This is a genomic window from Cupriavidus sp. FW306-01-F10A (assembly GCF_058782785.1).
This window is the reverse complement of record NZ_JBYSYA010000026.1, coordinates 54,723-80,104: the sequence shown is the minus strand read 5'-3', so window position 1 is coordinate 80,104 and position 25,382 is coordinate 54,723. Positions and strand designations below refer to the sequence as shown.

The following is a 25,382-nucleotide window of genomic DNA, read 5'->3' as shown; positions in this document are numbered from 1 at the left end:
TTATCGACAGTGGCCTCGATGTCTTATTCTTCGATACGCGGTATCACTGAATGAAACAATGTTTCGACAAACAAACCAGATCCCCATGTCTCAGCTTGCTGTCCACCTGGCGTCACGTATTGCGGCTGCCCTGGCCACCCTCGCGCTGCTCGCGGCCGGCCACGCCGCGCATGCCGCCGACCTGCGCATCGGCTACAAGGCCGAGATCAGCGCCGCCGATCCCCATGTGCTGGACGCCGCCGGCCGCAACCTGTGGGGCCACGTGTACGAGACCCTGGTCGGACTGGACAATGCGCTGCGCCCGGTGCCCCAGCTGGCCACGGCATGGCGCCAGCTGGACGATCGCAACTGGGAATTCCAGCTGCGCCCGGACGTGCGCTTCAGCAATGGTGAGCCGTTCACTGCCGAGGACGCACGCTATTCGATCGAGCGCGCCATGAAGCTGCCCGGCGCGCGTACCTTCCGCACCTACCTGAAGTCCGTCGCGGCGGTGGAGGTGACGGGGCCGCTGACGCTGCGCGTGCGCACGCGTTCGCCCAACCCGGTGCTGCCGCAGAACATCGGCATGGTGGCGATGCTGCCGCGCTCGCTGGGCAAGGCCGTGCGCGAGGCCGACTTTGCCCATGGCAGTGCCAGCATCGGCACCGGCCCTTACCGGCTGGTGGCCTGGGAGCACGGCCAGCAGCTGACGCTGGCGCGCAATCCGGGCTACTGGGGCGCACCGCAGCCTTGGCAGCGGGTGGTGTTCCAGTTCATCCCGAAGGAGCCGGCGCGGGCCTCGGCGCTGCTGTCGGGGCAGGTGGATGTGATCGACGCCTCGTCGGCCAGCATCGCCGAAGCCTTTGCGCGCACCAACGGCCGTATCCGCACCGTATCGGCGACCTCGTACATGCTGAATTACCTGCAGCTGGACCAGGCGCGCGCGGTGTCGCCTTATGTGCAGGACAACGCGGGCCAGCCGCTGGCGGCCAATCCGTTGCGCGATGCCCGGGTGCGCCAGGCCATCAGCCTGGCCATCGACCGCGACCTGATCGCGGCGCGCGTGACCAGGGGCGATTCCGTGCCGGCCGGGCAGATGGTGCCGCAGGGCTTCTTCGGCTTTGCCCCGGCGGTGCCGGCGCCGCGTGCCGATGCCGCGCGGGTGCGCCGCCTGCTGGCCGAGGCCGGCTATCCCGAGGGCTTCCGCCTGACGCTGCATTGCCCCAACGACCGCTACCTGAACGACGCCAAGACCTGCGAGGCGGTGGGGCAGATGCTGACCCGCGCCGGCATCCGCACCGAGGTGCGCACGCTGCCGTATTCGGTCTACATCACCCGCGCCACCTCGGGCGGCGAGGGCGGCAAGCCTGAGTTCAGCGCCTTCCTGCTGGGCATCGGCGCGGTCAGCGGCGATTCACTGGAGCCGCTGGTGGCGGTGGCGCATGCGCAGGACAAGGCCGCCGGGCTGGGCGCCAACAACCGCAGCGGCTATGCCAACGCGGCAGTGGATGCGCTGATCGAGGAATCGATGCATACCATGGCGCCGGCGCCGCGCGACCAGGTGCAGCAGCGCGCGGCCGAGCAGCTGGCCGCCGACGCGGGCATCGTGCCGCTGCATCACCTGCGCGCCGCGTGGGCCTATCGCGACGGGCTCGCGGTGCAGCCGCGCAGCGACGGTTTCACCTATGCCAGCAATATCCGCCCGGCGCCGCCCGCCGCCCCGCAACGCTGACCCGCGCCACGGACTCTCCCGCCCTTAACCATCATGTTCGAAACCCTTCTCAAACGGCTGCTGCAGAGCCTTGCGGTGCTGTGGATCATGTCGGTGCTGACCTTCTGCGCGGTCAACCTGATCGGCGACCCGGTGCACCTGCTGGTCAGCCCCACCGCCACCGAGCAGGAAATCACCGAGGCGCGCCACGCGCTCGGCCTGGACCTGCCCATGCCGCAGCAATACCTGCGCTTCCTGCAGGGCGCCCTGCACGGCGACCTGGGCGATTCCTTCATCTACAACCGGCCGGCGATCGAGCTGATCGTCAGCCGCGTGCCGGCCACGCTGGAACTGGCCGTGACGGCGCTGCTGCTGTCGCTGGGCATCGGCATCCCGATGGGCGTGTTTGCGGGCCTCAAGCCGCATAGCCGGCTGGCGCGGATGCTGATGGCGTGCTCGCTCGGCGGCGTGATCATGCCGACCTTCTGGATCGGCATGATCGGCATCCTGGTGTTCTCGGTGAACCTGGGCTGGCTGCCTTCGGGCGGGCGCGGGCCGGTCAGCACGGTGCTGGGCGTGCCGCTGTCGGTGACCAGTTGGGAAGGCATGCGCTTTCTGCTGCTGCCGGCGCTGACGCTGTCGCTGTTCAAGATCTCGCTGGTCGCGCGCCTCACCGAGGCCGGCACGCGCGAAGTGGCCGGCCAGGAGTACATCAAGTTTGCCCGCGCCAAGGGCGTGGGCGGCGCGCGGCTGGTGCTGCGCCACGTGGTGCCCAATGTGCTGATCCCGATCGTCACCGTGGTCGGCCTGGAGTTCGGCCACCTGATCGCGTTCTCGGTGGTGACCGAGTCGGTGTTCTCCTGGCCCGGCATGGGCAAGCTGATCATCGATTCGGTGCTGGCGCTGGACCGCCCGGTGGTGGTGGCCTACCTGCTGGTCACGCTGGTGCTGTTCGTGGTGCTGAACCTGGTGGTCGACCTGCTCTACGTGGTGCTGGACCCGCGCCTGCGGCACAAGCCGGCCTAGACCCCGCCTCCGCTGCCGCTTTTCTCCCTCCAAAATAACGAGACTGAACCGATGTCCCTGCCTGTATCTGAAGCCGACACCGCCGTGCCCGCGCTTGCGCCGGCCGCGGCGGAACCGGCGCCTGCCGCCGCGCCGCCTGCGGCACGGCCCTCGCTGCTGCGGCGCTTTTGCGCCAAGCGCGTCTCTGCCGCCGCGCTGGCATTGCTGGTGGCGCTGCTGCTGGTGGCCGCGCTGGCCCACGTGATCAGCCCGCAGAATCCCTATGACCTCGCCACGGTTTCGGTGATCGATTCCGAACTGCCGCCGGGCAGCATCGGCTACGAAGGCCAGCCGCACTACTGGCTGGGCACCGACGGCGCCGGGCGCGACCTGCTCAGCGCCATCTTCTATGGCATCCGCATCAGCGTGGGCGTGGGCGTGATCAGCGCGGTGGTGGCGCTGATGGTCGGCAGCGCCGTGGGCCTGGCCGCGGCGTACTTCGGCGGGGTGGCGGATGCCGCCATCATGCGCGTGGTCGACCTGCAGCTGAGCCTGCCCGCGGTGCTGGTGGCGCTGATCCTGCTGGCGGTGCTGGGGCAGGGCGTGGACAAGACCCTGCTGGCGCTGGTGATCGTGCAGTGGGCCTACTTTGCCCGCACCGTGCGCGGCGCGGCGCAGGTGGAGCGGCGCAAGGAATATGTCGAGGCCGCGCTCGGCCAGGGTTTGCCGGCGCTGCGCGTGATGTTCCGCCATATCCTGCCCAACTGCATGGCGCCGCTGGTGGTGACCGGCACGCTGCAGATCGCGCATGCGATCACGCTGGAGGCCACCATGAGCTTCCTCGGCATCGGGCTGCCGCGCACGCAGCCGTCGCTGGGCATGCTGATCGCCAATGGCTTCGAATACATGCTGTCGAACAAGTACTGGATCAGCATCTTCCCGGGCGTGGCCCTGGTGCTGCTGATCGGCTCGATCAACCTGGTGGGCGACCGCCTGCGCCGCGTGCTCAATCCGCGGCTGGAAGGGTAAGGAGCCCGGCATGGCACTACTGGAAGTTACCGGTCTGAGCACCAGCTTCGCGCTCGCGCGCGGGGCCGTGAAGGCGGTGGATGGCGTGTCGTTCGCGCTGGAGCCGGGCGAGATCCTCGGCATCGTCGGCGAGTCGGGCTCGGGCAAGTCGGTGACGGCGTTTTCGCTGATGAACCTGCTGGACCCGCCCGGGCGCGTCACTGGCGGTTCGGTGCGCTTCAAGGGGCAGGAGCTGCTGGCGTGTTCGCCGCGCCAGTGGCAGGCACTGCGCGGCGACCGCATCGCGATGGTGTTCCAGGACCCGATGATGTCGCTCAACCCGGTGATGCGCGTGGGCGACCAGCTGGCCGAGACCGTGCTGGTGCATCACCGCCGCACCCGCGCGCAAGCGCACGCGCAGGCAGTCGACGCGCTCACGCGCGTGGGCATCCCGGCGCCGGAGGAGCGCATGCGCGCCTATCCGCATGAGCTGTCGGGAGGCATGCGCCAGCGCGTGGCAATCGCCAATGCGCTGATCAACCGCCCGGACCTGATCATTGCCGATGAGCCCACCACCGCGCTGGACGTCACCATCCAGGCGCAGATCCTCTACGAGATGAAGCAGCTGGTGCGCGAGACCGGTGCCGCCGCGATCTGGATCAGCCATGACCTGGCCGTGGTCAAGGACCTGGTCGACCGCGTCTGCGTGATGTACGCGGGCAGGGTGGTGGAGCAGGGCCCGGTCGCCGACCTGATCGAGCGGCCGCTGCATCCGTACACGCGCGGGCTGCTGGATTCGCTGCCCACGCCGGCCATGCGCGGCGCAACCCTGCGCGCGATCCCGGGCGCGGCCCCGGCGCTGGCCGCGCTGCCACCGGGCTGCGCCTTTGCGCCGCGCTGCCAGCGCGCGCAGGACGCATGCCGCCAGGCGCCCGCCGAAACCACTGTGCGCGGCCGGACGCTGCGCTGCTTTTATCCCCTGGAGGTGGCATGACAGTCATGCTCGAAGCGCGCAACCTGCAGAAACGCTTCTCCATGAAGCCCGGCCTGCTGGGACGCATGGCCGGAAAGCCGGTGCAGGCGGTGCATGCCGTCAATGATGTCTCGCTGCAGGTGAAGAAGGGCGAGGTGCTGGGCGTTGTCGGCGAGTCCGGCTGCGGCAAGTCGACGCTGGGCCGCATGCTGGCGGGGCTGCTGCCGCAGACGGGCGGCGAGATTGCGTGGGAAGGCAAGCGCGCCGATATCGCGTCCGCCGGCTATCACCGCGCCGTGCAGATGGTGTTTCAGAACCCCTATGCCTCGCTCAACCCACGGCTGCGTATCGGCCAGGCCATTACCGAAGGCGCGGTCTATCACGGCATGGTCAAGCGTGCGCGCGCGGCGTCGTTCGCCGGCGATCTGCTGCAGCAGGTGGGGCTTGATCCCAGCTATGCCGAGCGCTTTCCGCATGAATTCTCCGGCGGCCAGCGCCAGCGCGTGGCCATTGCCCGCGCACTGGCGCTGCGCCCGCGCCTGCTGATCTGCGACGAGGCCGTGTCCGCGCTCGACGTCTCGGTGCAGGCGCAGATCATCAACCTGTTCATGCAGCTGCGGCGCGAGCACGAACTGACCTATGTCTTCATCAGCCACAACCTGGCGGTGGTGGAGCATATGTCGGACCGCGTGGTGATCATGTACCTGGGCCGCATCGTCGAGAGCGGCGCTGCGCGCGACGTGTTCGCTGCGCCCAACCATCCCTATACCCGTGCCCTGCTGGCCGACGCGCCGCGCCTGGGCGCCAGCCCGCCCGCGCACCAGCCGATCCGCGGCGAACTGCCCAGCCCGCTGGCGCCGCCCACGGGCTGTGCCTTCCATCCGCGCTGCCCGCATGCGAGCGCGCGTTGCGCGGCCGAAGTGCCGGTGCTGCGCGATATCGGTGGGCGGCTGTCCGCCTGCCACTTGAATGACTAGATAGCCGCCGCCCGGCCGGCCCACGCTCCCCCTGTGCATCGATGCCATCCCGCCGCGCGCGCGGCGGGCGGGGAGCGTGCGCGCTGCGCGGACAGACAACGCGGCAGTTGGGATCACCCGAGGGGGAATTGTGCGTTGGCACACAACAAGAGAGGGAGCAGAAGCATGAAGGGTATCCAGACCAAGAGCGCGCTCGCATGCGCCTGCATCGGCGGCGCGCTGGCGCTGCTGTCGGCGGCGGCCGACGCATCGGTGACGCTGTATGGCCGCCTCGACACCGATATCGAATACCAGAAGGGGCCGGACGGCCGCGCCACGCAGATGGTCGACAACGCCTCGCGCTGGGGCATGCGCGGCAGCGAAGACCTGGGCGGGGGCTTGCGCGCCGCGTTCGGGCTGGAGCAGGGCTTTGCCGCCGACAGCGGTACGGCCACCAACCCGCAGTTTCGCAATGCCTTTGTCGGACTGCAGGGAGGCTTCGGAGCGATCGCGATGGGGCGGCTGGATTCTGCCACCATCGTCGGATCGCCGATCTATTCGCAGGTGACGCAGAACATCGACTTCGTCATCCATGATGCGGGCGCCACCGCCATCGGCACCAAGGTGCTGAACGCGCGCAACCGTGTGTCGAACGCGCTGGGCTATATGACGCCGGAGTTCGGCGGCTTTTCAGTGCGGGCGCGCGTGAACCTGGCGGGACCCGATCCGGCCACGCCCAACGCCAGGTCGCCGGTGCAGGCCGAGGATGACTTCCGCCAGTACGACCTTGGCCTCAACTACGCTGCCGGCAACTTTGCCGCGGGCGTGGGCTATTCGCGCGATGCCAAGACCGGCGGGCTGGTGGCCAATGATTTCCGCGACAAGGTGCAGGCCGCGGCGTCGTACGACTTTACCGTGGTCAATATCTACGGCATCTATGGGCGCGACCGCTACGCGGGCACTGCCGCCACTCGCACCGACGTGCCTTACTGGCTGGTCGGCTTCACCGTGCCCTATGGCGCCCACAAGCTCACCGTGAACTACATGGAGCGCGCGGTACAGCGCGACCCGCAAGGCCGGCTCAAGAAGGTGCAGGCCGGCTATGGCTACAGCCTGAGCAAACGCACCACGCCCTATGTCTTCTTCGATCGCGAGGATCCCAACTCGCACAAGCCCGGTGACACCGTGACCACGGTCGGCATCGGCATTCAGCACAAATTCTGATAATGGCCCTTCCTTATTCGCTGACTGAACCGGCCGGCGCGGCGCTGCCGCTGGTGGTGGACTCCCCGCACAGCGGGCTGGTGCATGCCGAGACCCTGCCGCTGGCGGCGCCCCCCGAAGCCCTGCTGACGGGCTGGGACGCCTATGTCGACCAGTTGTTCGCGCATGCGCCGATGGTGGGCGGCACGCTGCTGTGCGCGGGCTTTCCGCGCTGGATGGTGGATGTCAACCGCGCCCGCGACGACATCGATCCGGCGCTGATCGACGGCGCCATGCCCTATGCGGTGCAGCCCAGCGACAAGTCCGGGCGCGGCATGGGCGTGCTGCGCCGGCTGGCGCTGCCGGGTGTGCCGGTGTACGCCGCGCGGCTGTCGCCGGACATGGCGGAATACCTGCTGAAGACCTACTACGATCCCTACCACGCAGCACTGTCCGGCCTGCTGGCGCAGCATCATGCGCGCTCGGGCGCGGTGTGGCATATCGACTGCCATTCGATGAAATCGCGCGGCAATGCGATGAACGTGGACAATGGCGCGGAGCGGCCTGACTTTGTGATCAGCAACGGCGACGGCGCCACCTGCTCGCCGGTGTTTATAGAGCTGGTGGCGCAGTGCCTGCGCGGCTACGGCTACCGGGTGGGCATCAACTGGCCATACAAGGGCGCGGAGCTGATCCGCGCCTATGCCGACCCGGCGCGCGGCTGCCACAGCCTGCAGATCGAAATCAACCGCGCGCTCTATATGGACGAGGCAAGGTTCGCGCAGCACGGCGGCTTCGCCGTGCTGCGCGGCCATCTCGACCAGTTGCTGGAGGCGGTGGCGGCATATATCCGCGAGGCACTGGTGCGATGATGGCGCGGCGCGCTCAGATCACCTTGCCCGGATTCATCAGCCCCTGCGGATCGAGTGCGCCCTTGATCGCGCGCATCATCGCCAGCTCGACCTCGCTCTTGTAAAGCCGGTTTTCCTCGCGCTTGAGCTGGCCCAGCCCGTGCTCGGCGGAAATCGAGCCGTTATGCGAGCGCACGCTGTCGTGCACGATGCGGTTGACCTGGTCCTGGTGCGCCAGGAATTCTTCGTGGTCGACGCCTTCCGGCGGCGACACGTTGTAGTGCAGGTTGCCGTCGCCGAGGTGGCCGAAGGTCACCATGCGCGCACCGGGGAAGGCGTTCTGCAGCAGCGCGTCGGTGGTCTCGATAAAGTCCGCCACGCGCGACACCGGCACGGCGATATCGTGCTTGATGTTCTTGCCGTCTTCCACCTGCGCCAGCGGGATATGCTCGCGCAGGTTCCAGAAATCGCGCGACTGCTGCACCGATTCCGCCACCACCGCGTCGGCGACCACGCCGGCATCGAAGGCGGCCGACATCATGGTTTCGAAGATGCCGCGCGCATGGGCTTCGCTTTCGCTGTCGGACAGTTCCAGCAGCACCAGCTGCGGGTGGATGTCTGCGAACGGATAGCGCAGCTGCGGGAAGTGCCGCGTCACCAGCGTCATGCTGAGCGCGGACATCAGCTCGAACCCGGTCAGCATGGCGCCCGCATGCGACTGTGCGATGGCCAGCAGCGCCAGCGCGGCACGCGGGCTCTGCACCGCGGCCAGCGCGGTGACCGAGGCGCGCGGCAGCGGGAACAGCTTCATCACCGCCGCGGTGATGATGCCGAGCGTGCCTTCGGCGCCGATAAAGAGGTCGCGCAGGTCGTAGCCGGTGTTGTCCTTGCGCAGCCCGCGCAGGCCGTGCCAGATCTCGCCCGACGGCGTCACCACTTCCAGGCCCAGGCACAGCTCACGCGTATTGCCGTAGCGCAGCACCGCGGTGCCGCCGGCATTGGTCGACAGGTTGCCGCCGATGGTGCAGCTGCCTTCGGCCGCCAGGCTCAGCGGAAACAGCCGGCCGTGCTCGCGCGCCACCTCCTGCAGGTGCTGCAGCACCACGCCGGCCTCGACCGTGATGGTGTTGTTGAGCGGATCGACCTGGCGGATGCGGTGCAGCCGCTGCAGCGAGACCACCACCTGCTCCTGCCCGGCCACCGGCGTGGCGCCGCCGCACAGGCCCGTGTTGCCGCCTTGCGGCACCACGGCGATCTTGTGCGCATGGCAGGCATGGACCACCTCCGCGACCTCCTCGGTGGTGCCGGGGCGCAGCACCGCCAGCGCCTCGCCGCGATAGCGCTTGCGCCAGTCGGTCAGGTGGGGTGCCTTGTCGGCTGCATCGGTCAGCACGTGCTGCGCACCCAGCGCGGCGCGGCACAGTGCGAGGAAGGAGTCTTGAGGCGAGGTCATGGCGATGGCGGAGTGAGGGTCAGGACTTGGGCGCGGCTGGCTTGCCCGCCGCCCGGGCGCGGCGCTTGTAGGGGCGCAGGTACAGGATGGTGCTGGTGAAGAACACCAGCGTCAGCGCCACCTCCACCCACGCCAGCGTGGACGAGGGCGCGCGGTCGCTGGTGGCGCGCACGATGCCCTCGGTGAAGAACAGCAGGATCAGCATCGACGACCACTGCATGGTGTAGCGGTTGCGCGTGAGCACGCCGCGCAGCGGCAGCAGCAGCGGCAGGAACTTGATGATCAGCCACGACCCGCCAGGGCGCAGCGGCGCCAGGAACCATTCCCAGGCAATGCACAGCACCATCAGCGCCAGCAGGCTGCCCACGCTGAACCGGTACAGCCAGGGACTGTGCAGCGCCTGGTCGCTCTCGGGGATGGGGCTCATGCCGCGCCTCCCGCCAGGCGCAGCGCGGTCTGCGCCAGCCGCCGGCCCATGGCGATGGCCAGTCCCGATTCGTCTTCCGTGACCGGGCCGCGGTTGTCGCCGTGGGCATGGTGGCTGGGGCCGTAGGGTGTGCCGCCCGAGGCCGTGGTCATCAGGCCCTTCTCCGAATACGGCAGGCCCAGGATCAGCATGCCGTGGTGCAGCAGCGGCAGCATCATCGACAGCAGCGTGGTTTCCTGCCCGCCGTGCAGGCTGCCGGTGGCGGTGAAGACGCAGGCCGGCTTGCCGGTCAGCGCACCCGACAGCCACTGCGCCACGGTGCCGTCCAGGAAGTACTTCATCGGCGCGGCCATGTTGCCGAAGCGGGTGGGGCTGCCCAGGGCCAGGCCGGCGCATTCCTCCAGGTCGCGCAGCTCGGCATAGGGCGGGCCGTCGGCCGGGATATCGGACGCGGTGGCCTCGCACACGGTGGAAACCGGCGGCACCGTGCGCAGCCGGGCCTGGGCGCCGGGGACGCTGTCGATACCGTTGGCAATCAGTTCGGCTAGTTTGCGGGTGCTGCCGTGGCGGCTGTAATACAGGACGAGGATGTCGGTCATGGAGCGGGATGGCCGGCGGTGGCGGGGTGGTGTTGCGCGAAAGGTGCCGGAAGCAATGCGCGTATTATAGATGCGCCCCCCGCGCCATCTCCCATCGGCTTCGCGCCCCCGGTGCCGCGGGCCGCCTGTTTATCCGTCAGAACCAGATCCAGGAGGTTGTTTGCGCATGATTGGACCTCGCGTTGCCCGCCTGCGCCGGGAATGGAACCTGCAGAAGGTACGCGCCCTGGCGCGCTATGCGCTGCGCCGCGCCGGCGAAGACCGGCTGCCGCAGGTCTCGGCCAGCCTGACCTTCACCACCGTGCTGGCGGTGGTGCCGGTGCTGACGGTGGCGTTCGCGCTGCTGGCCGCGTTCCCGGTGTTCCGCGACTTCCGCAACGCCATCGAGGCGTTCCTGTTCCAGAACCTGATCCCCGGCAACGTCAGTGAATCGATCCAGCGCTACCTCGGCATGTTCGCCAAGAGCGCGCGCGGGCTGACCGCAATGGGCCTGGGCGGGCTGATGGTCACCTCGGTGCTGACCATGCTGACCGTGGAAGACGCGCTCAACGCGATCTGGCGCGTCAAGCAGCGCCGCCCGCTGGCGCAGCGGGTGCTGGTGTTCTGGGCGGTGCTGACCTTCGGGCCGGTGCTGATCGGCGCGAGCCTGTCGATCAGCTCCTACCTGATCTCGGTCTCGGCGGGCTATGTCGGCACCATGCCGGTGGGGCTGGGGCTGCTGGTGGGCGCGACGCCGGTGCTGCTGTCGGCGCTGGCCTTCGCCTTCCTGTACACGGCGGTGCCCAATGCCTATGTCGAATGGCGCGATGCCATCGTGGCTGGCCTGGTGGCGGCGGTCGCGTTCGAGTTCGCCAAGCGCGGCTTCGGCTATTTCATCACCGAGATCCCGGCCTACACCGCGGTCTACGGCACCTTCGCCGCGTTGCCGCTGTTCCTGCTGTGGATCTACCTGAGCTGGCTGGTGACGCTGCTGGGTGCGACCATTGCCGCCAACCTGCCGGTGATCCGGCAGGGCTACTGGCGCCGCCGCACCTTTGCCGGCAGCGAGTTCTTCGATGCGCTGGGCGTGCTGCTGCTGCTCTACCGCGCGCGCGACGAGGTGCCGCGCAGCGTTGGCGAACTGGACCTGGGCCGCAAGCTGCGGGTCGAGGCCGATTACCTGTCGGACCTGCTGGGCAAGCTCAAGGCCATGCATCTGGTCGGGCGCTTGCAGCAGGAGCGTGGTCAGGCCCATTGGGCACTGCTGTGCAATCCGTCACAGGTGACGTTGCGCACGCTGCATGACCGGCTGGTGCTGAACCTGCCGCGGCTGCCGCGCACCGCGCTGGCGCAGCAGCTGCAAGGGGCGGATGCGCTCAAGTCGGTCCTGGACAATCCGCAGCTGGATCAGACGCTTGAGGCGGTGTTCCGGCAGCAGCCGGCCAATCTGCCGCCGACTGAAGGGGATGGGGGGAGCCACCCTCAGCGGCGCACGCTGGAAGTGGTGCCGCCGGGCTGGCATGGGCAGGTGTAAGGCCCGCCCCCCTGCGGCAGTGAGGTTGCTTAGAACGGAATCTTGCCGCGCCAGATATCGGCATACATCACCCAGTCTCCCATCAGGCTGTAGAGCGGATGCCGGAACGTAGCGGGCCGGTTCTTCTCGAAACCAAAGTGCCCGACCCAGGCAAAGGCATAACCTGCCAGCACAGCGGCCAGCAGCCACCATGCATTGCCGGTGACCACCAGCGCCACCAGGCACAGCAGCGCTACCGTCGACCCGGCAAAATGCAGGCGCCGGCAGGTACGGTTCTGGTGTTCGCTCAGGTAGTAGGGATAAAAGGCCGCGAAGTTCTCGAACTCGCGCGCGCGGGCGTGGGCCATGGCTGTCTCCGGCAGGTCTTGTTTTGTGCAGTGTAGACCTTCTGCACCGGGGTGTCGGGACGCTGGCCGCCGGCGTGGCCGGCCAGCCATCCGGGGCCAGGCTCAGCCGGCCGCGACCACCTTGCGCGCAAAGGCCGCGAGCGCGTCCAGCACTTCATCCGGGCGTTCGCCCATCAGCGCGTGGCCGCACGGCACCGTGACCAGGCTTGCCTTGGCCATCTTGCCGGCCAGCGCCTGGGCTGCCTTGGGCGACGTCATCATGTCCTTGGTGCCGGTGATGAAGAGCGCCGGGCAGGCCACTGCGGCGGCGGCCTCTTCGCCATGGGCGTAGGCATTGCAGGCCGAGAAGTCATTGTGGAACACATGGGCCTGCGGGTTGTTGCGCGACACGCGTTCCATCAGCCGCTGGCTGCCGCCGTGCATCCACGCGCCCGGCCCCGGCGAAGACGGCTTGTTGGCCAGGCTCGAATGCGACCAGGTGTTGACCATGGCGATGGCGTCGCCTTCGCGGTTGAGCGAGGCGTCCAGCAGCGCGTCCGAGACCTTCATCGGGTAGGCCGTCGCCAGCAGGCCGATGCCGCGCACCGCCTGCGCATGCCGCGCCGCACATTCGAGTGCGATCAGCGAACCCATGCTGTGGCCGAACACGAAGGCCGGCGCCTTCACGCCGGCGGCCGCCACCAGCGCCATGACCCAGTCGGCCATGGCCTCGACGGTGGCCAGCGGCGCGCCCTTGCTGCGGTTGTGGCCCGGCAGGTCCACCGCCAGCACCGAGAAGCCGTGGTTGGCAAACCAGCGCGTCTGCAGGGCCCACACGCTGTGGTCGTTCTGCGCGCCGTGGACGAACACGGCACAGGGCAGGGCGGGATCGAAGGGTTTGCCGCCGGTATAGGCGTAGGCCGGCTGGCCGGCAATGGTCAGTTCCATCAGGCTTGCCCTCCCTTGCCGCTCATCGCTTTCTCGGCCGCCTTCAGGCCGCGCTTGAGATCGTCGATCAGGTCATCCGGGTCTTCCAGCCCGATCGAGAGCCGGATCGTGCCCTCGGTGATGCCGGCCGACTGCAGCGCCGCCGCGTCCATGCGGAAGTGCGTGGTCGAGGCCGGGTGGATCACCAGGGAGCGCGCGTCGCCCACATTGGCCAGGTGCGAGAACAGCGACATGCTCTCGATGAAGCGCTGGCCGGCCACGCGGTTGCCCTTCAGGTTGAAGCTGAACACCGCGCCGCAGCCGCGCGGCAGCAGGCGCTTGGCCAGTTCGTAGTCGGGGTGCGATTCCAGTTCCGGGTAGGACACCGACTCCACCATCGGGTGCGAGACCAGGAACTGCACCACCTTGCGGGTGTTGTCGACATGGCGGCTCATGCGCAGCGGCAGCGTCTCAACGCCCTGCAGCAGCTGCCAGGCGGCCATCGGGTTCATGCAGGCGCCGAAGTCGCGCAGGCCCTCGCGGCGCGCGCGCAGCAGGAAGGGCGCCACCGTGCTTTCCTCGGTGAACACCATGTTGTGGAAGCCCTCGTACGGCTCGGACAGTTCCGGGAAGCGGCCCGAGGCCTCGAAGTCGAAGGTGCCGCCTTCCACCAGCACGCCGCCGATGGTGGTGCCATGGCCGCCCAGGAACTTGGTGGCCGAGTGGTAGAGCAGGCCGGCGCCGTGGTCGAACGGGCGCAGCAGGTAGGGCGTGGTGAAGGTGGAATCCACCAGCAGCGGGATGCCGTTGTCCTGGCCCAGTTGCGCCAGCGTCGGGATGTCCAGCACGTCCAGCCCCGGGTTGCCCAGGGTCTCGCCGAACAGCAGCCGGGTATTGGGCCGGATCGCGGCGCGCCAGGCGTCGATGTCGCGCGCCTTGACGAAGGTGGTCTCGATGCCGAAGCGGCGCAGCGTGTAGTGCAGCAGGTTGTGCGAGCCGCCGTACAGCGCCGACGAGGCCACCACGTGCGAGCCCGCGCCCATCAGCGTGGCCACCGCCAGGTGCAGCGCGGCCTGGCCCGAGGCCGTGGCGATGGCGCCGGCGCCGTTCTCCAGCGCGGCGATGCGCTCTTCCAGCACGGCCACGGTGGGGTTGGAAATACGGGAGTAGACGTGCCCCGCGCGCTCCATATTGAAGAGCGACGCGGCGTGCTCGCTGTCGCGGAACACGAAGGACGTGGTCAGGTGGATGGGGGTGGCGCGGGCCCCGGTTGCGGGGTCTGGCGCGGCGCCGGCGTGCAGTGCCAGCGTGTCGAATCGGGTTCCGGACATGATCGGTCGGCCTTGAGTTGTCTCCGGCCAGCATCGTAGCACCGTGCGCGCGCCGACGCCCGCAAACCGGCCTCCCGCTTTACTTTGACGGCGGGTTTGGGCTAGGATCGGCCAACGGGGCGCCGTGATGCAGCGCGCGCCCGCACACCCATAGACAGATAACAATGTGACCGGTATCGCCCCCTGTGCCCCCGGCCGGAGCGATGCCCTCAGTTTGAGCGCAGGCAGCGGAGACCAACATGAAAGTCAGCGACATCCTCCAGATCAAGGGCAATACGCTCTATACCGTGACGCCTGACACCTCCTTGCTGGTAGCCGTCCACACCATGGCCGAGCACGATATCGGCTCGCTGGTGGTGATGGAATACGGCGACCTGGTCGGCATGCTGACCTTCCGCGAGATCATCGAGACGCTGGCCCGCAACAATGGCAACGTCGGCAGCACCAGCATCCGCAAGGTGATGGACGATGCGCCGCTGACCTGCACCATGGAGACCGACGTCAACGAGGTCCGCCGCATGATGCTGGAACGTCACACCCGCTACCTGCCGGTGCTCGACAACCGCACGCTGATGGGCGTGATCTCCTTCTACGACGTCGCCAAGGCCGTGGTCGAGGACCAGAGCTTCGAGAACAAGATGCTCAAGGCCTATATCCGCGACTGGCCGGAAGAGCGCGCCGAGTGATGGCGCCGGGCCGCCCGGCCTGAAGCTTCCTTCGGAAATACCCTCGATTGGCGCCACGCGGCCGTGGCAGGGTGGCGGCCGGGCGCCGGCTCCGGCAAACTTGCCGGCGTTCCCACTTCCGCGGCGGTCCGCTGACCGACCGGCCCATCCATGAGCCAACCCAGCCAGTTCCGACTGCTCGGCCTGCGCCGCTTCGCCCCGTTCTTCTGGACCCAGTTCCTCGGGGCGATGAACGACAACGTCTTCAAGGTCGCCTTCACCTCGCTGGTGACCTACCACACGGCGCTGTTCGAGGGCGTTGAGGCGCGCAGCGCGGCCTTCCTGATCTCGGCCATCTTTATCGCGCCGTTCGTGCTGTTCTCGGCCACCAGCGGGCAGATTGCCGACAAGCTGGAGAAGTCGCGCCTGATCCGGCTGGTCAAGTCGCTGGAGATCGCCATCATGGTGCTGGGCCTGGCCGGCTTTGCCTGGCACAGCGCGCCGCTGCTGTACGCCGGCACTTTCCTGATGGGGCTGCATTCCACGCTGTTCGGGCCGGTCAAGTTTGCCTACCTGCCGCAGCACCTGGATGAAAGCGAACTGGTCGGCGGCAACGGCATGGTGGAGATGGGCACCTTTGTCGCGATCCTGATCGGGACGCTGATCGGCGGCGAACTGGCCGGGCTGCAGCAGGGCGGAACCATCGTGGGGCCGATGTACGTGGGCGCGGTATGCGTGGTGATCGCCGTGGCGGGGCGGCTGGTGTCGGGCCGCATCCCGGTTTCGCCGGCGCCGCAGCCGGACCTGCGCATCAACTGGAACCCGTTCTCCGAGACCTGGCGCAACCTGGTGCTGGCGCGCGGCAACCGCACGGTATTCCTGAGCCTGCTCGGCATTTCGTGGCTGTGGTTCCTGGGCGCCACCTTCCTGACCTCGTTCTTCAGCTATGCCAAGGATGTGCTGGGCGGCGACCAGAACGTGGTGACGCTGCTGCTGGCGGTGTTCTCGCTGGGCATCGGCACCGGTTCACTGCTGTGCGAGCGCCTGTCCGGTCGCCATGTCGAGATCGGGCTGGTGCCGTTTGGCTCGATCGGCATGACGGTGTTCGCGGTCGACCTGTACTTTGCCAGCCAGGGGCAGGCACCCGTGGCGCTGAGCGGCATCGGCGGCTTCCTGGCCGAGCCGCGCCACTGGCGCGTGCTGGCGGACCTGTTCCTGCTGGCCATGTTCGGCGGCTTCTACAGCGTGCCGCTGTACGCGCTGATCCAGAGCCGCAGCGCGCCCACGCACCGCGCCCGCATCATCGCCGCCAACAACATCCTGAACAGCTTCTTCATGATTGCCGCTTCGCTGCTGGGCGTGGCGATGACGCAGGCGGGCTACAGCATCCCGCAGCTGTTCCTGGTGGTGGGGCTGCTCAATGCGGTGGTGGCGGTCTACATCTACTCGCTGGTGCCGGAATTCCTGCTGCGCTTTATCGCGTGGATCCTGGTCCATACCCTCTACCGGCTGCGCCGCGTCAATGCTGAGCGCATTCCCGCCGACGGCCCGGCCGTGCTGGTCTGCAACCACGTCAGCTTTGCCGACGCGGTGGTGCTGATGGCCTGCAGCCCACGTCCGGTGCGCTTCCTGATGGACCACAACATCTTCAGGGTGCCGCTGCTGTCGTGGTTCTTCCGCCAGGCCCGCGCGATCCCGATCGCGCCGGCGCACGAGAATCCGGACATGCTCAGGCGTGCCTATGACAGCGTGGCGCAGGCGCTGGGCGAGGGGGATCTGGTCTGCATCTTCCCCGAAGGCAAGATCACCGCCACCGGCGAGATCAACCCGTTCAAGCAGGGCGTGCAGCAGATCATCCGGCGCACGCCGGTGCCGGTGGTGCCGATGGCGCTGCGCGGGCTGTGGGGCAGCTTCTTCTCGCGCAAGGGGGCACCGGCGATGTCGCGGCCGTTCCGGCGCGGCATCCTGAACCGGCTGGAACTGGTGGTGGGCGAGCCCGTGCCGCCCGAGGCCGCCACCCCGGAAGGGCTGCAGCAGATGGTGCAGGCCCTGCGCGGCGACTGGCGCTAACTCCGTTGTGCGGAACCCGAGTCCACGATGATCACGCTCTACACCTTTGGCCCCGCCTTCGGGCTGCCCGACGCCAGCCCCTTCGTCACCAAGGCCGAGATGCTGCTCAAGCTGGCCGGACTGCCTTACCAGGCGCGCCGCGGCAGCCTGCGGCGCGCGCCCAGGGGCAAGCTGCCCTACCTGGACGACATGGGCCGGATCGTGGCGGATTCCACCCTGATCCGCTGGCATATCGAGAAGACCTACCACATCGACTTCGACGCCGGCCTGAGCGCGGCCGAGCGCGGCATCGCTTGGGCCGCCGAGAAGCTGATGGAAGACCACCTGTACTGGGCGGTGGCGCGGGTGCGCTGGCTGGACCAGGCCAACTTCGACAAGGGGCCGGCCCTGTTCTTCCGCGGCGTGCCGGCGCCGGTGCGCGGCCTGGCCGAGCGCCTGGTGCGCTACAAGGTGCGCAAGACGCTGTGGGGGCAGGGTCTGGGCCGGCATAGCGAAGAAGACCTGGTGGCGCTGGCCAGCAAGGGCGTGACCTCGATCGCCGACATCCTGGGCAACAAGCCCTACCTGATGGGCAACGCGCCATGCGGGGCCGACGCCACGCTGTTTGCCTTTGCCGGCAGCCTGCTGTGCCCCGTATTCGACACTCCGATCCGCACCGCGGCCGAGGGGCATGCCAACCTGGTGGCCTATATGGAGCGGATGCGCGCCGAGTTCTACCCCGAACTGGCCCCGGCAAGCGCCGCCGCCTGAGCCTGCCGGGCCGCCCTGCGGCCGCCCGAGCCCCGCCATTGGCCTTACAATGGAGGCCTTCCCCAATTCCTGTGCGGTTTCCACCATGTCCGGCAATACCCTTGGCCTGCTTTTCACTGTTACCACCTTCGGCGAATCGCACGGGCCCGCCATCGGCGCGGTGGTGGATGGCTGCCCGCCGGGCATGGCGCTGACCGAGGCCGACATCCAGGGCGACCTGGACCGCCGCCGGCCCGGCACCTCGCGCCACGTCACGCAGCGCCAGGAACCCGACCAGGTCGAGATCCTGTCCGGCGTGTTCGAGGGCAAGACCACCGGCACCCCGATCTGCCTGCTGATCCGCAATACCGACCAGCGCAGCAAGGACTACGGCAATATCGTCGAAACCTTCCGCCCGGGCCATGCCGACTACACCTACTGGCAGAAGTACGGCATCCGCGACCATCGCGGCGGCGGCCGCTCGTCGGCGCGCCTGACCGCGCCGGTGGTGGCGGCCGGGGCGGTGGCCAAGAAGTGGCTGCGCGAAAAGTATGGCACCGAGATCCGGGGCTATATGTCGCAGCTGGGCGAGATCGCAGTGCCGTTCACGGACTGGTCGCACGTGCCGGAGAACCCGTTCTTCGCGCCCAACGCCGACATCATCCCCGAGCTCGAAACCTATATGGACGCGCTGCGCCGCGACGGCGACTCCGTCGGCGCGCGCATCGAGGTGGTGGCCAGCAACGTGCCGGTGGGCCTGGGCGAGCCGCTGTTCGACAGGCTCGACGCCGATATCGCCCACGCCATGATGGGCATCAACGCGGTCAAGGGCGTGGAGATTGGCGCCGGCTTCGACAGCGTGGCCCAGCGCGGCAGCGTGCATGGCGACGAGCTGACCGCCGAGGGCTTCCGCACCAACAATTCCGGCGGCGTGCTGGGCGGCATTTCCACCGGCCAGGACGTCACCGTGTCGCTGGCGATCAAGCCGACGTCTTCCATCCGCACCCCGCGCGAATCGATCGACAAGGCCGGCAATGCCGCCACCGTCGAGACCTTCGGCCGCCACGACCCGTGCGTGGGCATCCGCGCCACGCCGATCGCCGAGGCCATGCTGGCGCTGGTGCTGATCGACCACGCCCTGCGCCACCGTGCCCAGTGCGGCGACGTCAAGGTCGATACGCCGCGCATTCCCGCGCAGGCCGGCCAGACCCCCTGACCTGACCTCGCGTTGGCCACGCCTTTCGCGGGCGGCGGTGCCACTGGCGCCGGCCGCCCCGACTACGCCCGTTTCGGGCTCTTCTATCTTGGCTATTACGGCTACGTCGGCCTGATCTCGCCGTACGTCAGCCTGTATTTCGCCGACCGCGGCTTCAACCCGGTGCAGATCGGCGTGCTGATGGCGAGCTTCCAGGTCAGCCGCATCGTCGGGCCCTACCTGTGGGGCTGGCTGTCCGACGTGATGCACACGCGCGTGCGTATCCTGCGCGTGAGCGCGTTCACCTCGTTGCTGGCCTTCCTGATGCTGCCGGGTGTCGGCAGCTACGGCGGCATGATGGCGATGATGCTGACGCTGAGCCTGCTGACCAGCGCGATGTCGCCGCTGGGCGATGCCCTGACCATCTCCACGCTGCGCCGCTACGGCGCCTTCGACCATAGCTACGGCCGCATCCGCATGTTCGGCTCGGTCGGCTTTATCGGCGCGGTGCTGGCCGGCGGGGCGTTGTTCGAAGCAGTCGGCATGCGCGCCTTCCCGTGGGTGGCCAGCGCGCTGCTGGCGATCCTGGCCGGCGTGGTGCTGACCATGCATGACGCCGCCGACGACGGCCCGCGCACGGCGCCGCCGCGCGCCTTGCCGCTGCTGCGCCGTCCGGACGTGGCCTGGTTCCTGGCGTCAGCCTTCCTGATGATGTTCGCGCACGCGGCGCTCTATGTGTTCTATTCGCTGTGGCTGGCGCAGCTGGGCTACAGCAAGTTCGCCATTGGCGTGATGTGGACCATCGGCGTGGTGGCCGAGATCGTTTTCTTCTACTACCAGGGCCTGCTGTTCGCGCGCTATGCGCTGCGCACGATCCTGGCCGGCACCTTCGTGCTGGCGGCGCTGCGCTTCGGCCTGACCGGCTACCTTGCCCAGTTTGCCTGGCTCATGGCGCTGGTGCAGGTGCTGCACGCGGCCACCTTTGCCGCGCACCACAGCGCCAGCCTGAAGCGGTTGCAGGCCTGGTTTGCCGGGCCGCTGCAGGGGCGCGGGCAGGCGCTGTATACGGGCATTTCCTACGGCGTCGGCGGCACGCTGGGCGGGCTGGCGATGGGCTGGACCTGGAACGCGCTGGCGCCCGAGCATACCTTCGGGCTGGCCGCTATCGCCGCGGCGGCCGGCGCGTTCTGTGCGGTGATGAGCTTCCGCGCGAAAGGCGATGGCGCGGTTCAGGCCAGCGCCGCGCAGACCCGCTCGGCGATCGCCAGCGACGAGGTCAGCCCCGGCGACTCGATGCCGAACAGGTGAACCAGCCCCGGCACGCCATGCACGGCGGGGCCGTCGATGCGGAAGTCCGCGGCAACCTCGTGCGGGCCGCTGATCTTGGGGCGGATGCCGGCATAGCCGGGTTGCAGCGCGCCGTCGGCCAGCCCCGGCCAGTAGCGGCGCACTTCGTCATAGAAGCCGTCGGCGTCGGCCGGATCCACGCCGTATTCGATGTCGTCGATCCAGCGCACATTGGGGCCGAAGCGCGCCTGGCCGCCCAGGTCGATGGTCAGGTGCACGCCCAGCCCGGCCGCCTCGGGCACCGGGTAGATCAGCCGTGAGAACGGCGCGCGCCCGGCCAGCGTGAAATAGCAGCCCTTGGCGTAGTACTGCGGCGGGATATGGGTCTCGGGCATGCCGTCGATGCGGCGCGCCAGTTCCGGCGCGGTCAGCCCGGCCGAGTTCACCACCGTGCGCGCCAGCAGCGTGGTGGCGCTGCCATCCTCGCTGCCGATCTCCAGCCGGATGCCGTCCGCCGTCACCGCGCCGCCCAGCACCGGCGACTGCACCGCCAGCATCGCGCCGGCGTTTTCCGCGTCGCCCAGCAGCGTGGTCATCAGGCCATGGCTGTCGACAATGCCGGTCGACGGCGACAGCAGCGCGGCATGGCACTGCAGTTGCGGCTCCAGCGCCTGCGCCTCGGCGCGGCTGACAAGGCGCAGGTCGTCCACGCCGTTGGCCGCCGCCTTGGCGCGGATGCCTTCGAGCGTTGCCACCTGGGCCTCGCTGGTGGCCACGATCAGCTTGCCGCAGCGCTGGTGCGCCACGTGGTGGCTGGCGCAGTAGTCGTACAGCATGGCCTTGCCGCGCACGCACAGCTGTGCCTTGAGCGAGCCGGCCGGATAGTAGATGCCGGCGTGGACGACCTCGCTGTTGCGCGCGCTGGTGATGGTGCCGAAGGCGTTCTCGGTTTCCAGGATGATCACTTCGCGGCCCTGCAGCGCGAGTGCGCGCGCCACCGCCAGTCCCACCACGCCGGCGCCGATGACGACGCAATCCACTGTTTCCATGGTTGTTCCTTGCTCCAATGTCTGTGTGTTGGGGGGGCTCAGGCGGTCAGGCCAAGGCGGGCGGCGGCGGCCGCAAGGTGCTGTTGCGCGGCACTGCGGGCGGCCGCGGCATCGCCGGCGGCAATCGCTTCGGCCAGCGCCGCGTGTTCCTGGTCGGCGGCGCGCGGCGCGCCTGTCGTCACACGCAGCCGCGCGGTGTTCTCCCAGGCGCGCTGGCGCGCGGCCAGCATCTGCTGGCTGACGAAATCGGTCAGGCCGGTAAAGCAAGGGTTGTGCGCGGCTTCCGCAATGGCATGGTGGAAGGCCATGTCGGCCGCCGCAGCGCTGGCCATGTCGCCCTGGCCGTCGGCCTGTGCCTGCATCGCCGCCAGCGCGCCGCGGATGGCATCGATATCGGCATCCGTGTGCCGCTGCGCGGCCATTTCGGCGCAGGCGGTTTCCACTACCCGGCGCAGTTCGAACAGCTGCGCCAGCGTCGGGCCGCCGTCGGGCGCGCTGGCCACGCGCCATGCCTGGCCGCCCGGGGTCTCCGACACATAAGCGCCCGAGCCCTTGCGCGTCACCAGCACGCCATCGGCCTTCAGCTGGGCGATGGCCTCGCGCACGATCGGCCGGCTCACGCCGAAGTTATCGGCCAGGCTCGTCTCTGCTGGCAGGCGCGCGCCCGCGCCGTAGCGGCCGGCGAGGATGTCGTCGTGCAGGGTCTGGGCGATGCGGCTGGCGAGCGAGGCCGGGCGGGGCAGGATGGTCATGGTTTTGATATGTCAGGCTGTCAGACAGCTTTTGGAGATTTTCGGCTCAACTTTGCGAGACGTCAAGGTCTCCGTAGGGAGCGAATGCTACACATGCGTTTCTGCTCAATCGCCGAGGGCTTAATTTCGCCGCTCCGGCGCCGATAGAAGCCTGATACAGGTGGCGGATCCTGCGCGTCGGCTCCGCCCAAGGCTTGCCATGCCCCGTTGGCATCCAATGCGGGGGCCTACTGCGAACAGCCATGATCCAGCTCACACCTAACGATCTTCCCGTCGGATACCCACTGCCCTGGTCATTGCTCGATGGCGAGGGCAACCTGGTGCTCGGCAGCGGCAGTGTCATTCCCGATGAACGCGACCTGGCGCTGGTGTTCCGCCATGGCGTGGTCTGCCGCGAAGATAGCCACGACGATGCCGATGACGAACTGCGTCCGACCACCGGGCCGCTTGGCCTGCAGGTCGGCACGCTGCTGCATGTCAAGCATGAGGGCGAGGCCGCGCGCCCGGCCGCGAGCCGCCTGATCGGTTTTATCGAGCAGGGCCTGTTTGTCACCTGGCCGCAGCTCGGCGGGCGCGACCTGCCGCTGCAGGCGGGCGATGCCGTGCTGCTGCGCGGCTTCTCCGGACACGCCATCCACAGCTTCACCTCGACCATCACCGCCGTGTGCCGCAGCCCGTTTCGCTACCTGGTGCTGTCGGCGCCGGTGCAGAAGCACGCAACGCCGGTACGCAAGGCTGCGCGCGTGCCAACCCGGCTGGCCGCCTACCTGACCGAGCCCGGCGATGACGACGGCATCGACACCGGCACGGCGCGGCTGGCGCTGCTGTCCGACCTCAGCACCGGTGGCGCGCTGGTGCAGACCACCGCGCCGGCGCCGGCGCCGGGCAGCCGCGTGCGGCTGCGCTTCAAGATGCGCACGGCGTCACTGGACAGCGAGGTCACCATCGATGGCTGGATCCGCCTCGCACCCCCCGGCGCGGCCAGCGACGATGCCGACTTCCCGGCCTTCGGCGTGGCCTTCGACGTGCTGGCCGAGCGCGAGCTGACGCTGCTGCAGTGCTACATCTACGAACAGCTGCTTTCCAGCACCCGCATGCCCTTGCAGCCCGCGGCTGTAGCGGCCGTTTAGAGGGAATCCGCTAATGTTTTGATTGTCTCGTCGGGGCGGCCAGTCTCTACTGCTTCCAACATAAAAAGACCCACCACCGAGGAGACAAGATGGAGCACAGCGGACACCACGCGTGCGGACGACGCACGCCCGCGCTACGCGAGCAGAAGGCCGGCAAGGCCTTGCGCAGGCTCGCAGGCACAGCCCCGCTGGTCGCAGCGGCCATGCTGGCGCAGCCAGCATCAGCCCTGGCCGCGAGCGGCGACTACGCGAAGACGCGTTACCCGATCGTGCTGGTCCACGGACTGACTGGCGCGGCCAAGATGGGTGGTGTGCTCGACTACTGGTATGGCATCCCCGAAGTGCTGCGGGCCAACGGCGCGCAAGTCTATGTGGCCACGGTGCCGTCGTTCAACAGCGACGAAGAGCGCGCCCTGGCGCTGCAGGCCTATGTGCGCGCGGTCAAGCTGGAAAGCGGCGCAGACAAGGTCAACCTGATCGGCCACAGCCAGGGCGGGCCGACCTCGCGCATGCTGGCGGCGATGTCGCCGCAGGACGTGGCCTCGGTCACCACCGTCGGCAGCCCGCATCGCGGCAGCGAAGTGGCCGACACCGTGCTGGACCTGATCAATGGCGTCAACAGTATTCCGATCGCCGGGCCGGTACTCGTCGGCATCATCCAGGGCGTGTTCGATACGGTGGGCTGGTTCAATGGCATCGGCAACGGGCAGGCGCTGGACCAGGATGCGCTGGCCTCGCTCAGGATCCTGACCACGCGCGGCGCCGCCGAGCAGAATGCGCGCCTCAATGCCACGCTGGTGCCCGGCACGAAATCGGCACTGGGGCCGGATTGCAATACTGCTGGCGCGGTGTCCGAGCAACGGCAGGCGCGCGATGCCGCGGGCAACCTCGTCACTCATACCCAGGCCGCGTATTCCTGGACCGGGCAGGGTGGGCCGTTCAGCCTGCTGCGCTCCAACCTGCTGGACCCGACCACGGTGATGATGTCGGCCTCGGCCGGGCTGATGGACCTGAAGGGCGCCGGCCCCAATGACGGGCTGGTCTCGGTCTGCAGCAGCAAGTGGGGCCGGGTGCTGGCCACGGGCTACTACTGGAACCATCTCGACGAGGTGAACCAGATGGCCGGCTTGTACCAGGACGTCGATCCGCGCACGGTCATCCTCAGCCACGCCAACCGGCTGCGCAATGACCAGCTCTGAGCGCTCGCCGCGGCCCTGGCTGGCCTTGATGCCGGCCGGCGCGGCGGCGGCCGCGGTGTACTGGCTGACGATGCCGTCTGGCCCGGTTGCCGTGCCGCAGCGCCCGGCAGCGATCACCACCGCTGCGAGTCCTTCGGCGACATCGGCAGACGCCGGACCCGCCGGCGTGGCTGCCTTGCCATCGCTGTCCGGCGTCGACGTGCCCGCGGGCCCCGAACTCGACGCGCAAGGCAACCTGCGCCTGACGCGCGCGCTGCGCACCTACTTCGACTACTTCCTCAGCGCCCGCCACGACGCCGGCGGCGCCGACGCGCTGGACCGGCTGGTGTACGACGATATCCGCCGCCGCGTGCCGCAGCCCGCGGCAGGGCAGGCGTGGCAGCTGTGGCAGCGCTACCTGGCTTATCTTGCCGAGATTCAAGCGCTGGCGGCGCGCAAGCCGCAGGCGGATACGAACGGCACGCTGGATGCGGCACAAGTGCAGCAGCTGCGCGCGCTGCAGGCCGGGCGCAACGGCGCGCGGCAGCACCTGCTGCCGGAGGTGGCGGCAATCTGGTTCGGCGACGAGCAGGCGTATGACGATGCCATGCTGGCGCGGCTCGACATCGCGGCGCAATCCGGCCTGGATGACGCGCAGCGGCGGCAGCGGCTGGCCGAACTCGAAGCCACGCTGCCCGAGCCACTGCGTGCGGCACGGGAGGCCAGCGCGCGTCCGCAGGCGATCAGCGACACCATCGCCGGCATGCAGGCCGCCGGCCGCAGTGCGCAGGACATCGGTGCGGCGTTGGCGCAGGCCTACGGTGCCGAGGTGGCGCAGCGCTACCAGCAGCAGGCGCAAGCCGGGCAGGCCTGGCAACAGCGCTACGACGACTACGCCGCGCGGCGCGCGCAGATCGAGTCATTCCCGGGGTTGTCGGAGCAGGACCGCCGGCAGCAGCTGGATGTGCTGCGCAGCCAGGCCTTCGGCAATCCCGCCGAGGCGCTGCAGGCCGAGGTGGTCGACAAGGCGATGGCCGCGCGGCGGCAGGCACGATAGCCGCGCTG

General features: G+C 68.8%; 24 protein-coding genes. 16 read left to right on the top strand and 8 right to left on the bottom strand.

The annotated features are described in order from the left end of the window. Positions 1-85: 85 nt before the first annotated feature. From AC3WLF_RS26895 to AC3WLF_RS26865, 7 genes are all read left to right on the top strand, one after another. On the top strand, positions 86-1,711 hold the full coding sequence (locus tag AC3WLF_RS26895) for an ABC transporter substrate-binding protein (protein ID WP_492357308.1): 1,626 nt from the start codon (positions 86-88) through the stop codon (positions 1,709-1,711). Positions 1,712-1,744: 33 nt separating this feature from the next. Beyond that, the gene (locus AC3WLF_RS26890) at positions 1,745-2,716 is read left to right on the top strand and encodes an ABC transporter permease (RefSeq protein WP_492320460.1); all 972 of its coding nucleotides are present in this window, start codon (positions 1,745-1,747) and stop codon (positions 2,714-2,716) included. Positions 2,717-2,767: 51 nt separating this feature from the next. Next, on the top strand, positions 2,768-3,724 hold the full coding sequence (locus AC3WLF_RS26885; protein ID WP_492320461.1) for an ABC transporter permease: 957 nt from the start codon (positions 2,768-2,770) through the stop codon (positions 3,722-3,724). Positions 3,725-3,734: 10 nt separating this feature from the next. Continuing rightward, the gene (locus AC3WLF_RS26880; protein ID WP_492359054.1) at positions 3,735-4,697 is read left to right on the top strand and encodes an ABC transporter ATP-binding protein; all 963 of its coding nucleotides are present in this window, start codon (positions 3,735-3,737) and stop codon (positions 4,695-4,697) included. Next, the gene (locus AC3WLF_RS26875; protein ID WP_492320463.1) at positions 4,694-5,653 is read left to right on the top strand and encodes an ABC transporter ATP-binding protein; all 960 of its coding nucleotides are present in this window, start codon (positions 4,694-4,696) and stop codon (positions 5,651-5,653) included. The genes AC3WLF_RS26880 and AC3WLF_RS26875 overlap by 4 nt, the downstream gene beginning before the upstream one ends. Before the next feature lie 165 nt (positions 5,654-5,818). Beyond that, complete coding sequence (locus AC3WLF_RS26870; protein ID WP_492359053.1) at positions 5,819-6,856, top strand: porin; 1,038 nt, start codon at positions 5,819-5,821, stop codon at positions 6,854-6,856. A gap of 2 nt (positions 6,857-6,858) precedes the next feature. Then, positions 6,859-7,707 carry an N-formylglutamate amidohydrolase gene (locus AC3WLF_RS26865; protein ID WP_492351685.1) on the top strand — a complete coding sequence of 283 codons (849 nt, stop codon included), beginning with the start codon at positions 6,859-6,861 and terminating at the stop codon, positions 7,705-7,707. Positions 7,708-7,720: 13 nt separating this feature from the next. On the opposite strand, the gene AC3WLF_RS26860 is transcribed toward AC3WLF_RS26865, so the two are convergent. Genes AC3WLF_RS26860 through wrbA form a run of 3 tightly spaced genes read right to left on the bottom strand, consistent with a single transcriptional unit; the run spans position 7,721 to position 10,165 of the window. Next, entirely contained in the window at positions 7,721-9,139 is a 1,419-nt protein-coding gene (locus AC3WLF_RS26860; RefSeq protein ID WP_492320466.1) for an FAD-binding oxidoreductase, read from the bottom strand. Positions 9,140-9,158: 19 nt separating this feature from the next. Next, complete coding sequence (locus AC3WLF_RS26855; protein WP_035817523.1) at positions 9,159-9,566, bottom strand: DUF2069 domain-containing protein; 408 nt, start codon at positions 9,564-9,566, stop codon at positions 9,159-9,161. Then, positions 9,563-10,165 carry an NAD(P)H:quinone oxidoreductase gene (wrbA, locus tag AC3WLF_RS26850; protein WP_340529997.1) on the bottom strand — a complete coding sequence of 201 codons (603 nt, stop codon included), beginning with the start codon at positions 10,163-10,165 and terminating at the stop codon, positions 9,563-9,565. Before wrbA ends, AC3WLF_RS26855 begins: the two co-directional genes overlap by 4 nt. 166 nt (positions 10,166-10,331) lie before the next feature. On the opposite strand from wrbA, the gene AC3WLF_RS26845 reads away from it, so the two are divergent. Continuing rightward, positions 10,332-11,678 (top strand): YihY family inner membrane protein, encoded by a 1,347-nt coding sequence (locus tag AC3WLF_RS26845; RefSeq protein WP_492320467.1) that lies wholly within the window; start codon positions 10,332-10,334, stop codon positions 11,676-11,678. Positions 11,679-11,707: 29 nt separating this feature from the next. Here the strand turns inward: AC3WLF_RS26845 and AC3WLF_RS26840 are convergent, their stop codons facing one another. The 3 genes from AC3WLF_RS26840 to AC3WLF_RS26830 all read right to left on the bottom strand — a co-directional run bounded on the left by AC3WLF_RS26840 (position 11,708) and on the right by AC3WLF_RS26830 (position 14,262). Continuing rightward, a complete protein-coding gene (locus AC3WLF_RS26840; RefSeq protein ID WP_492320468.1) occupies positions 11,708-12,025 on the bottom strand; it encodes an Mpo1-like protein in 318 nt (105 codons plus the stop codon). Positions 12,026-12,127: 102 nt separating this feature from the next. Beyond that, complete coding sequence (locus AC3WLF_RS26835) at positions 12,128-12,952, bottom strand: alpha/beta fold hydrolase (RefSeq protein ID WP_492320469.1); 825 nt, start codon at positions 12,950-12,952, stop codon at positions 12,128-12,130. Next, positions 12,952-14,262 (bottom strand): O-acetylhomoserine aminocarboxypropyltransferase, encoded by a 1,311-nt coding sequence (locus tag AC3WLF_RS26830; protein WP_013956298.1) that lies wholly within the window; start codon positions 14,260-14,262, stop codon positions 12,952-12,954. The genes AC3WLF_RS26835 and AC3WLF_RS26830 overlap by 1 nt, the downstream gene beginning before the upstream one ends. Positions 14,263-14,501: 239 nt before the next feature. Between AC3WLF_RS26830 and AC3WLF_RS26825 the strand changes: the two genes are divergently transcribed. The 5 genes from AC3WLF_RS26825 to AC3WLF_RS26805 all read left to right on the top strand — a co-directional run bounded on the left by AC3WLF_RS26825 (position 14,502) and on the right by AC3WLF_RS26805 (position 20,229). Next, positions 14,502-14,948, top strand: a complete 447-nt coding sequence (locus AC3WLF_RS26825; protein ID WP_013956299.1) for a CBS domain-containing protein — start codon at positions 14,502-14,504, stop codon at positions 14,946-14,948. 150 nt (positions 14,949-15,098) lie between these two features. Beyond that, on the top strand, positions 15,099-16,997 hold the full coding sequence (locus AC3WLF_RS26820; RefSeq protein ID WP_492320470.1) for an MFS transporter: 1,899 nt from the start codon (positions 15,099-15,101) through the stop codon (positions 16,995-16,997). A 27-nt stretch (positions 16,998-17,024) separates the two neighbouring features. Then, entirely contained in the window at positions 17,025-17,747 is a 723-nt protein-coding gene (locus AC3WLF_RS26815; RefSeq protein WP_492351681.1) for a glutathione S-transferase C-terminal domain-containing protein, read from the top strand. An 85-nt stretch (positions 17,748-17,832) separates the two neighbouring features. Beyond that, the gene (gene aroC / locus AC3WLF_RS26810) at positions 17,833-18,942 is read left to right on the top strand and encodes a chorismate synthase (protein ID WP_010813124.1); all 1,110 of its coding nucleotides are present in this window, start codon (positions 17,833-17,835) and stop codon (positions 18,940-18,942) included. Between the two features lie 12 nt (positions 18,943-18,954). Further along, positions 18,955-20,229: an MFS transporter gene (locus AC3WLF_RS26805; protein WP_492320472.1), complete on the top strand. Its 1,275-nt coding sequence runs from the start codon at positions 18,955-18,957 to the stop codon at positions 20,227-20,229. Here the strand turns inward: AC3WLF_RS26805 and AC3WLF_RS26800 are convergent. Both AC3WLF_RS26800 and AC3WLF_RS26795 read right to left on the bottom strand, forming a co-directional pair. Next, positions 20,151-21,257: an NAD(P)/FAD-dependent oxidoreductase gene (locus AC3WLF_RS26800; protein ID WP_492357309.1), complete on the bottom strand. Its 1,107-nt coding sequence runs from the start codon at positions 21,255-21,257 to the stop codon at positions 20,151-20,153. The genes AC3WLF_RS26805 and AC3WLF_RS26800 overlap by 79 nt on opposite strands. A 38-nt stretch (positions 21,258-21,295) precedes the next feature. After that, positions 21,296-22,009: a FadR/GntR family transcriptional regulator gene (locus AC3WLF_RS26795; RefSeq protein ID WP_492320474.1), complete on the bottom strand. Its 714-nt coding sequence runs from the start codon at positions 22,007-22,009 to the stop codon at positions 21,296-21,298. 242 nt (positions 22,010-22,251) lie between these two features. On the opposite strand from AC3WLF_RS26795, the gene AC3WLF_RS26790 reads away from it, so the two are divergent. The 3 genes from AC3WLF_RS26790 to AC3WLF_RS26780 all read left to right on the top strand — a co-directional run bounded on the left by AC3WLF_RS26790 (position 22,252) and on the right by AC3WLF_RS26780 (position 25,374). Beyond that, positions 22,252-23,139 carry a flagellar brake protein gene (locus tag AC3WLF_RS26790; protein ID WP_492320475.1) on the top strand — a complete coding sequence of 296 codons (888 nt, stop codon included), beginning with the start codon at positions 22,252-22,254 and terminating at the stop codon, positions 23,137-23,139. Between the two features lie 89 nt (positions 23,140-23,228). Continuing rightward, positions 23,229-24,338, top strand: a complete 1,110-nt coding sequence (locus tag AC3WLF_RS26785; protein WP_492320476.1) for an esterase/lipase family protein — start codon at positions 23,229-23,231, stop codon at positions 24,336-24,338. Beyond that, positions 24,325-25,374: a lipase secretion chaperone gene (locus AC3WLF_RS26780; protein WP_492357311.1), complete on the top strand. Its 1,050-nt coding sequence runs from the start codon at positions 24,325-24,327 to the stop codon at positions 25,372-25,374. The genes AC3WLF_RS26785 and AC3WLF_RS26780 overlap by 14 nt, the downstream gene beginning before the upstream one ends. Positions 25,375-25,382: the final 8 nt, after the last annotated feature.

Coding starts and splice junctions, on each gene's coding strand:
- AC3WLF_RS26800 (WP_492357309.1), bottom strand. CDS start 21,257: ATGGAAACAGTGGATTGCGTCGTCATCGGCGCCGGCGTGGTGGGACTG.
- AC3WLF_RS26885 (WP_492320461.1), top strand. CDS start 2,768: ATGTCCCTGCCTGTATCTGAAGCCGACACCGCCGTGCCCGCGCTTGCG.
- AC3WLF_RS26875 (WP_492320463.1), top strand. CDS start 4,694: ATGACAGTCATGCTCGAAGCGCGCAACCTGCAGAAACGCTTCTCCATG.
- AC3WLF_RS26780 (WP_492357311.1), top strand. CDS start 24,325: ATGACCAGCTCTGAGCGCTCGCCGCGGCCCTGGCTGGCCTTGATGCCG.
- AC3WLF_RS26855 (WP_035817523.1), bottom strand. CDS start 9,566: ATGAGCCCCATCCCCGAGAGCGACCAGGCGCTGCACAGTCCCTGGCTG.
- AC3WLF_RS26790 (WP_492320475.1), top strand. CDS start 22,252: ATGATCCAGCTCACACCTAACGATCTTCCCGTCGGATACCCACTGCCC.
- AC3WLF_RS26840 (WP_492320468.1), bottom strand. CDS start 12,025: ATGGCCCACGCCCGCGCGCGCGAGTTCGAGAACTTCGCGGCCTTTTAT.
- AC3WLF_RS26880 (WP_492359054.1), top strand. CDS start 3,735: ATGGCACTACTGGAAGTTACCGGTCTGAGCACCAGCTTCGCGCTCGCG.
- aroC (WP_010813124.1), top strand. CDS start 17,833: ATGTCCGGCAATACCCTTGGCCTGCTTTTCACTGTTACCACCTTCGGC.
- wrbA (WP_340529997.1), bottom strand. CDS start 10,165: ATGACCGACATCCTCGTCCTGTATTACAGCCGCCACGGCAGCACCCGC.
- AC3WLF_RS26795 (WP_492320474.1), bottom strand. CDS start 22,009: ATGACCATCCTGCCCCGCCCGGCCTCGCTCGCCAGCCGCATCGCCCAG.
- AC3WLF_RS26825 (WP_013956299.1), top strand. CDS start 14,502: ATGAAAGTCAGCGACATCCTCCAGATCAAGGGCAATACGCTCTATACC.
- AC3WLF_RS26845 (WP_492320467.1), top strand. CDS start 10,332: ATGATTGGACCTCGCGTTGCCCGCCTGCGCCGGGAATGGAACCTGCAG.
- AC3WLF_RS26865 (WP_492351685.1), top strand. CDS start 6,859: ATGGCCCTTCCTTATTCGCTGACTGAACCGGCCGGCGCGGCGCTGCCG.
- AC3WLF_RS26890 (WP_492320460.1), top strand. CDS start 1,745: ATGTTCGAAACCCTTCTCAAACGGCTGCTGCAGAGCCTTGCGGTGCTG.
- AC3WLF_RS26860 (WP_492320466.1), bottom strand. CDS start 9,139: ATGACCTCGCCTCAAGACTCCTTCCTCGCACTGTGCCGCGCCGCGCTG.
- AC3WLF_RS26895 (WP_492357308.1), top strand. CDS start 86: ATGTCTCAGCTTGCTGTCCACCTGGCGTCACGTATTGCGGCTGCCCTG.
- AC3WLF_RS26830 (WP_013956298.1), bottom strand. CDS start 14,262: ATGTCCGGAACCCGATTCGACACGCTGGCACTGCACGCCGGCGCCGCG.
- AC3WLF_RS26815 (WP_492351681.1), top strand. CDS start 17,025: ATGATCACGCTCTACACCTTTGGCCCCGCCTTCGGGCTGCCCGACGCC.
- AC3WLF_RS26870 (WP_492359053.1), top strand. CDS start 5,819: ATGAAGGGTATCCAGACCAAGAGCGCGCTCGCATGCGCCTGCATCGGC.
- AC3WLF_RS26835 (WP_492320469.1), bottom strand. CDS start 12,952: ATGGAACTGACCATTGCCGGCCAGCCGGCCTACGCCTATACCGGCGGC.
- AC3WLF_RS26820 (WP_492320470.1), top strand. CDS start 15,099: ATGAGCCAACCCAGCCAGTTCCGACTGCTCGGCCTGCGCCGCTTCGCC.
- AC3WLF_RS26785 (WP_492320476.1), top strand. CDS start 23,229: ATGGAGCACAGCGGACACCACGCGTGCGGACGACGCACGCCCGCGCTA.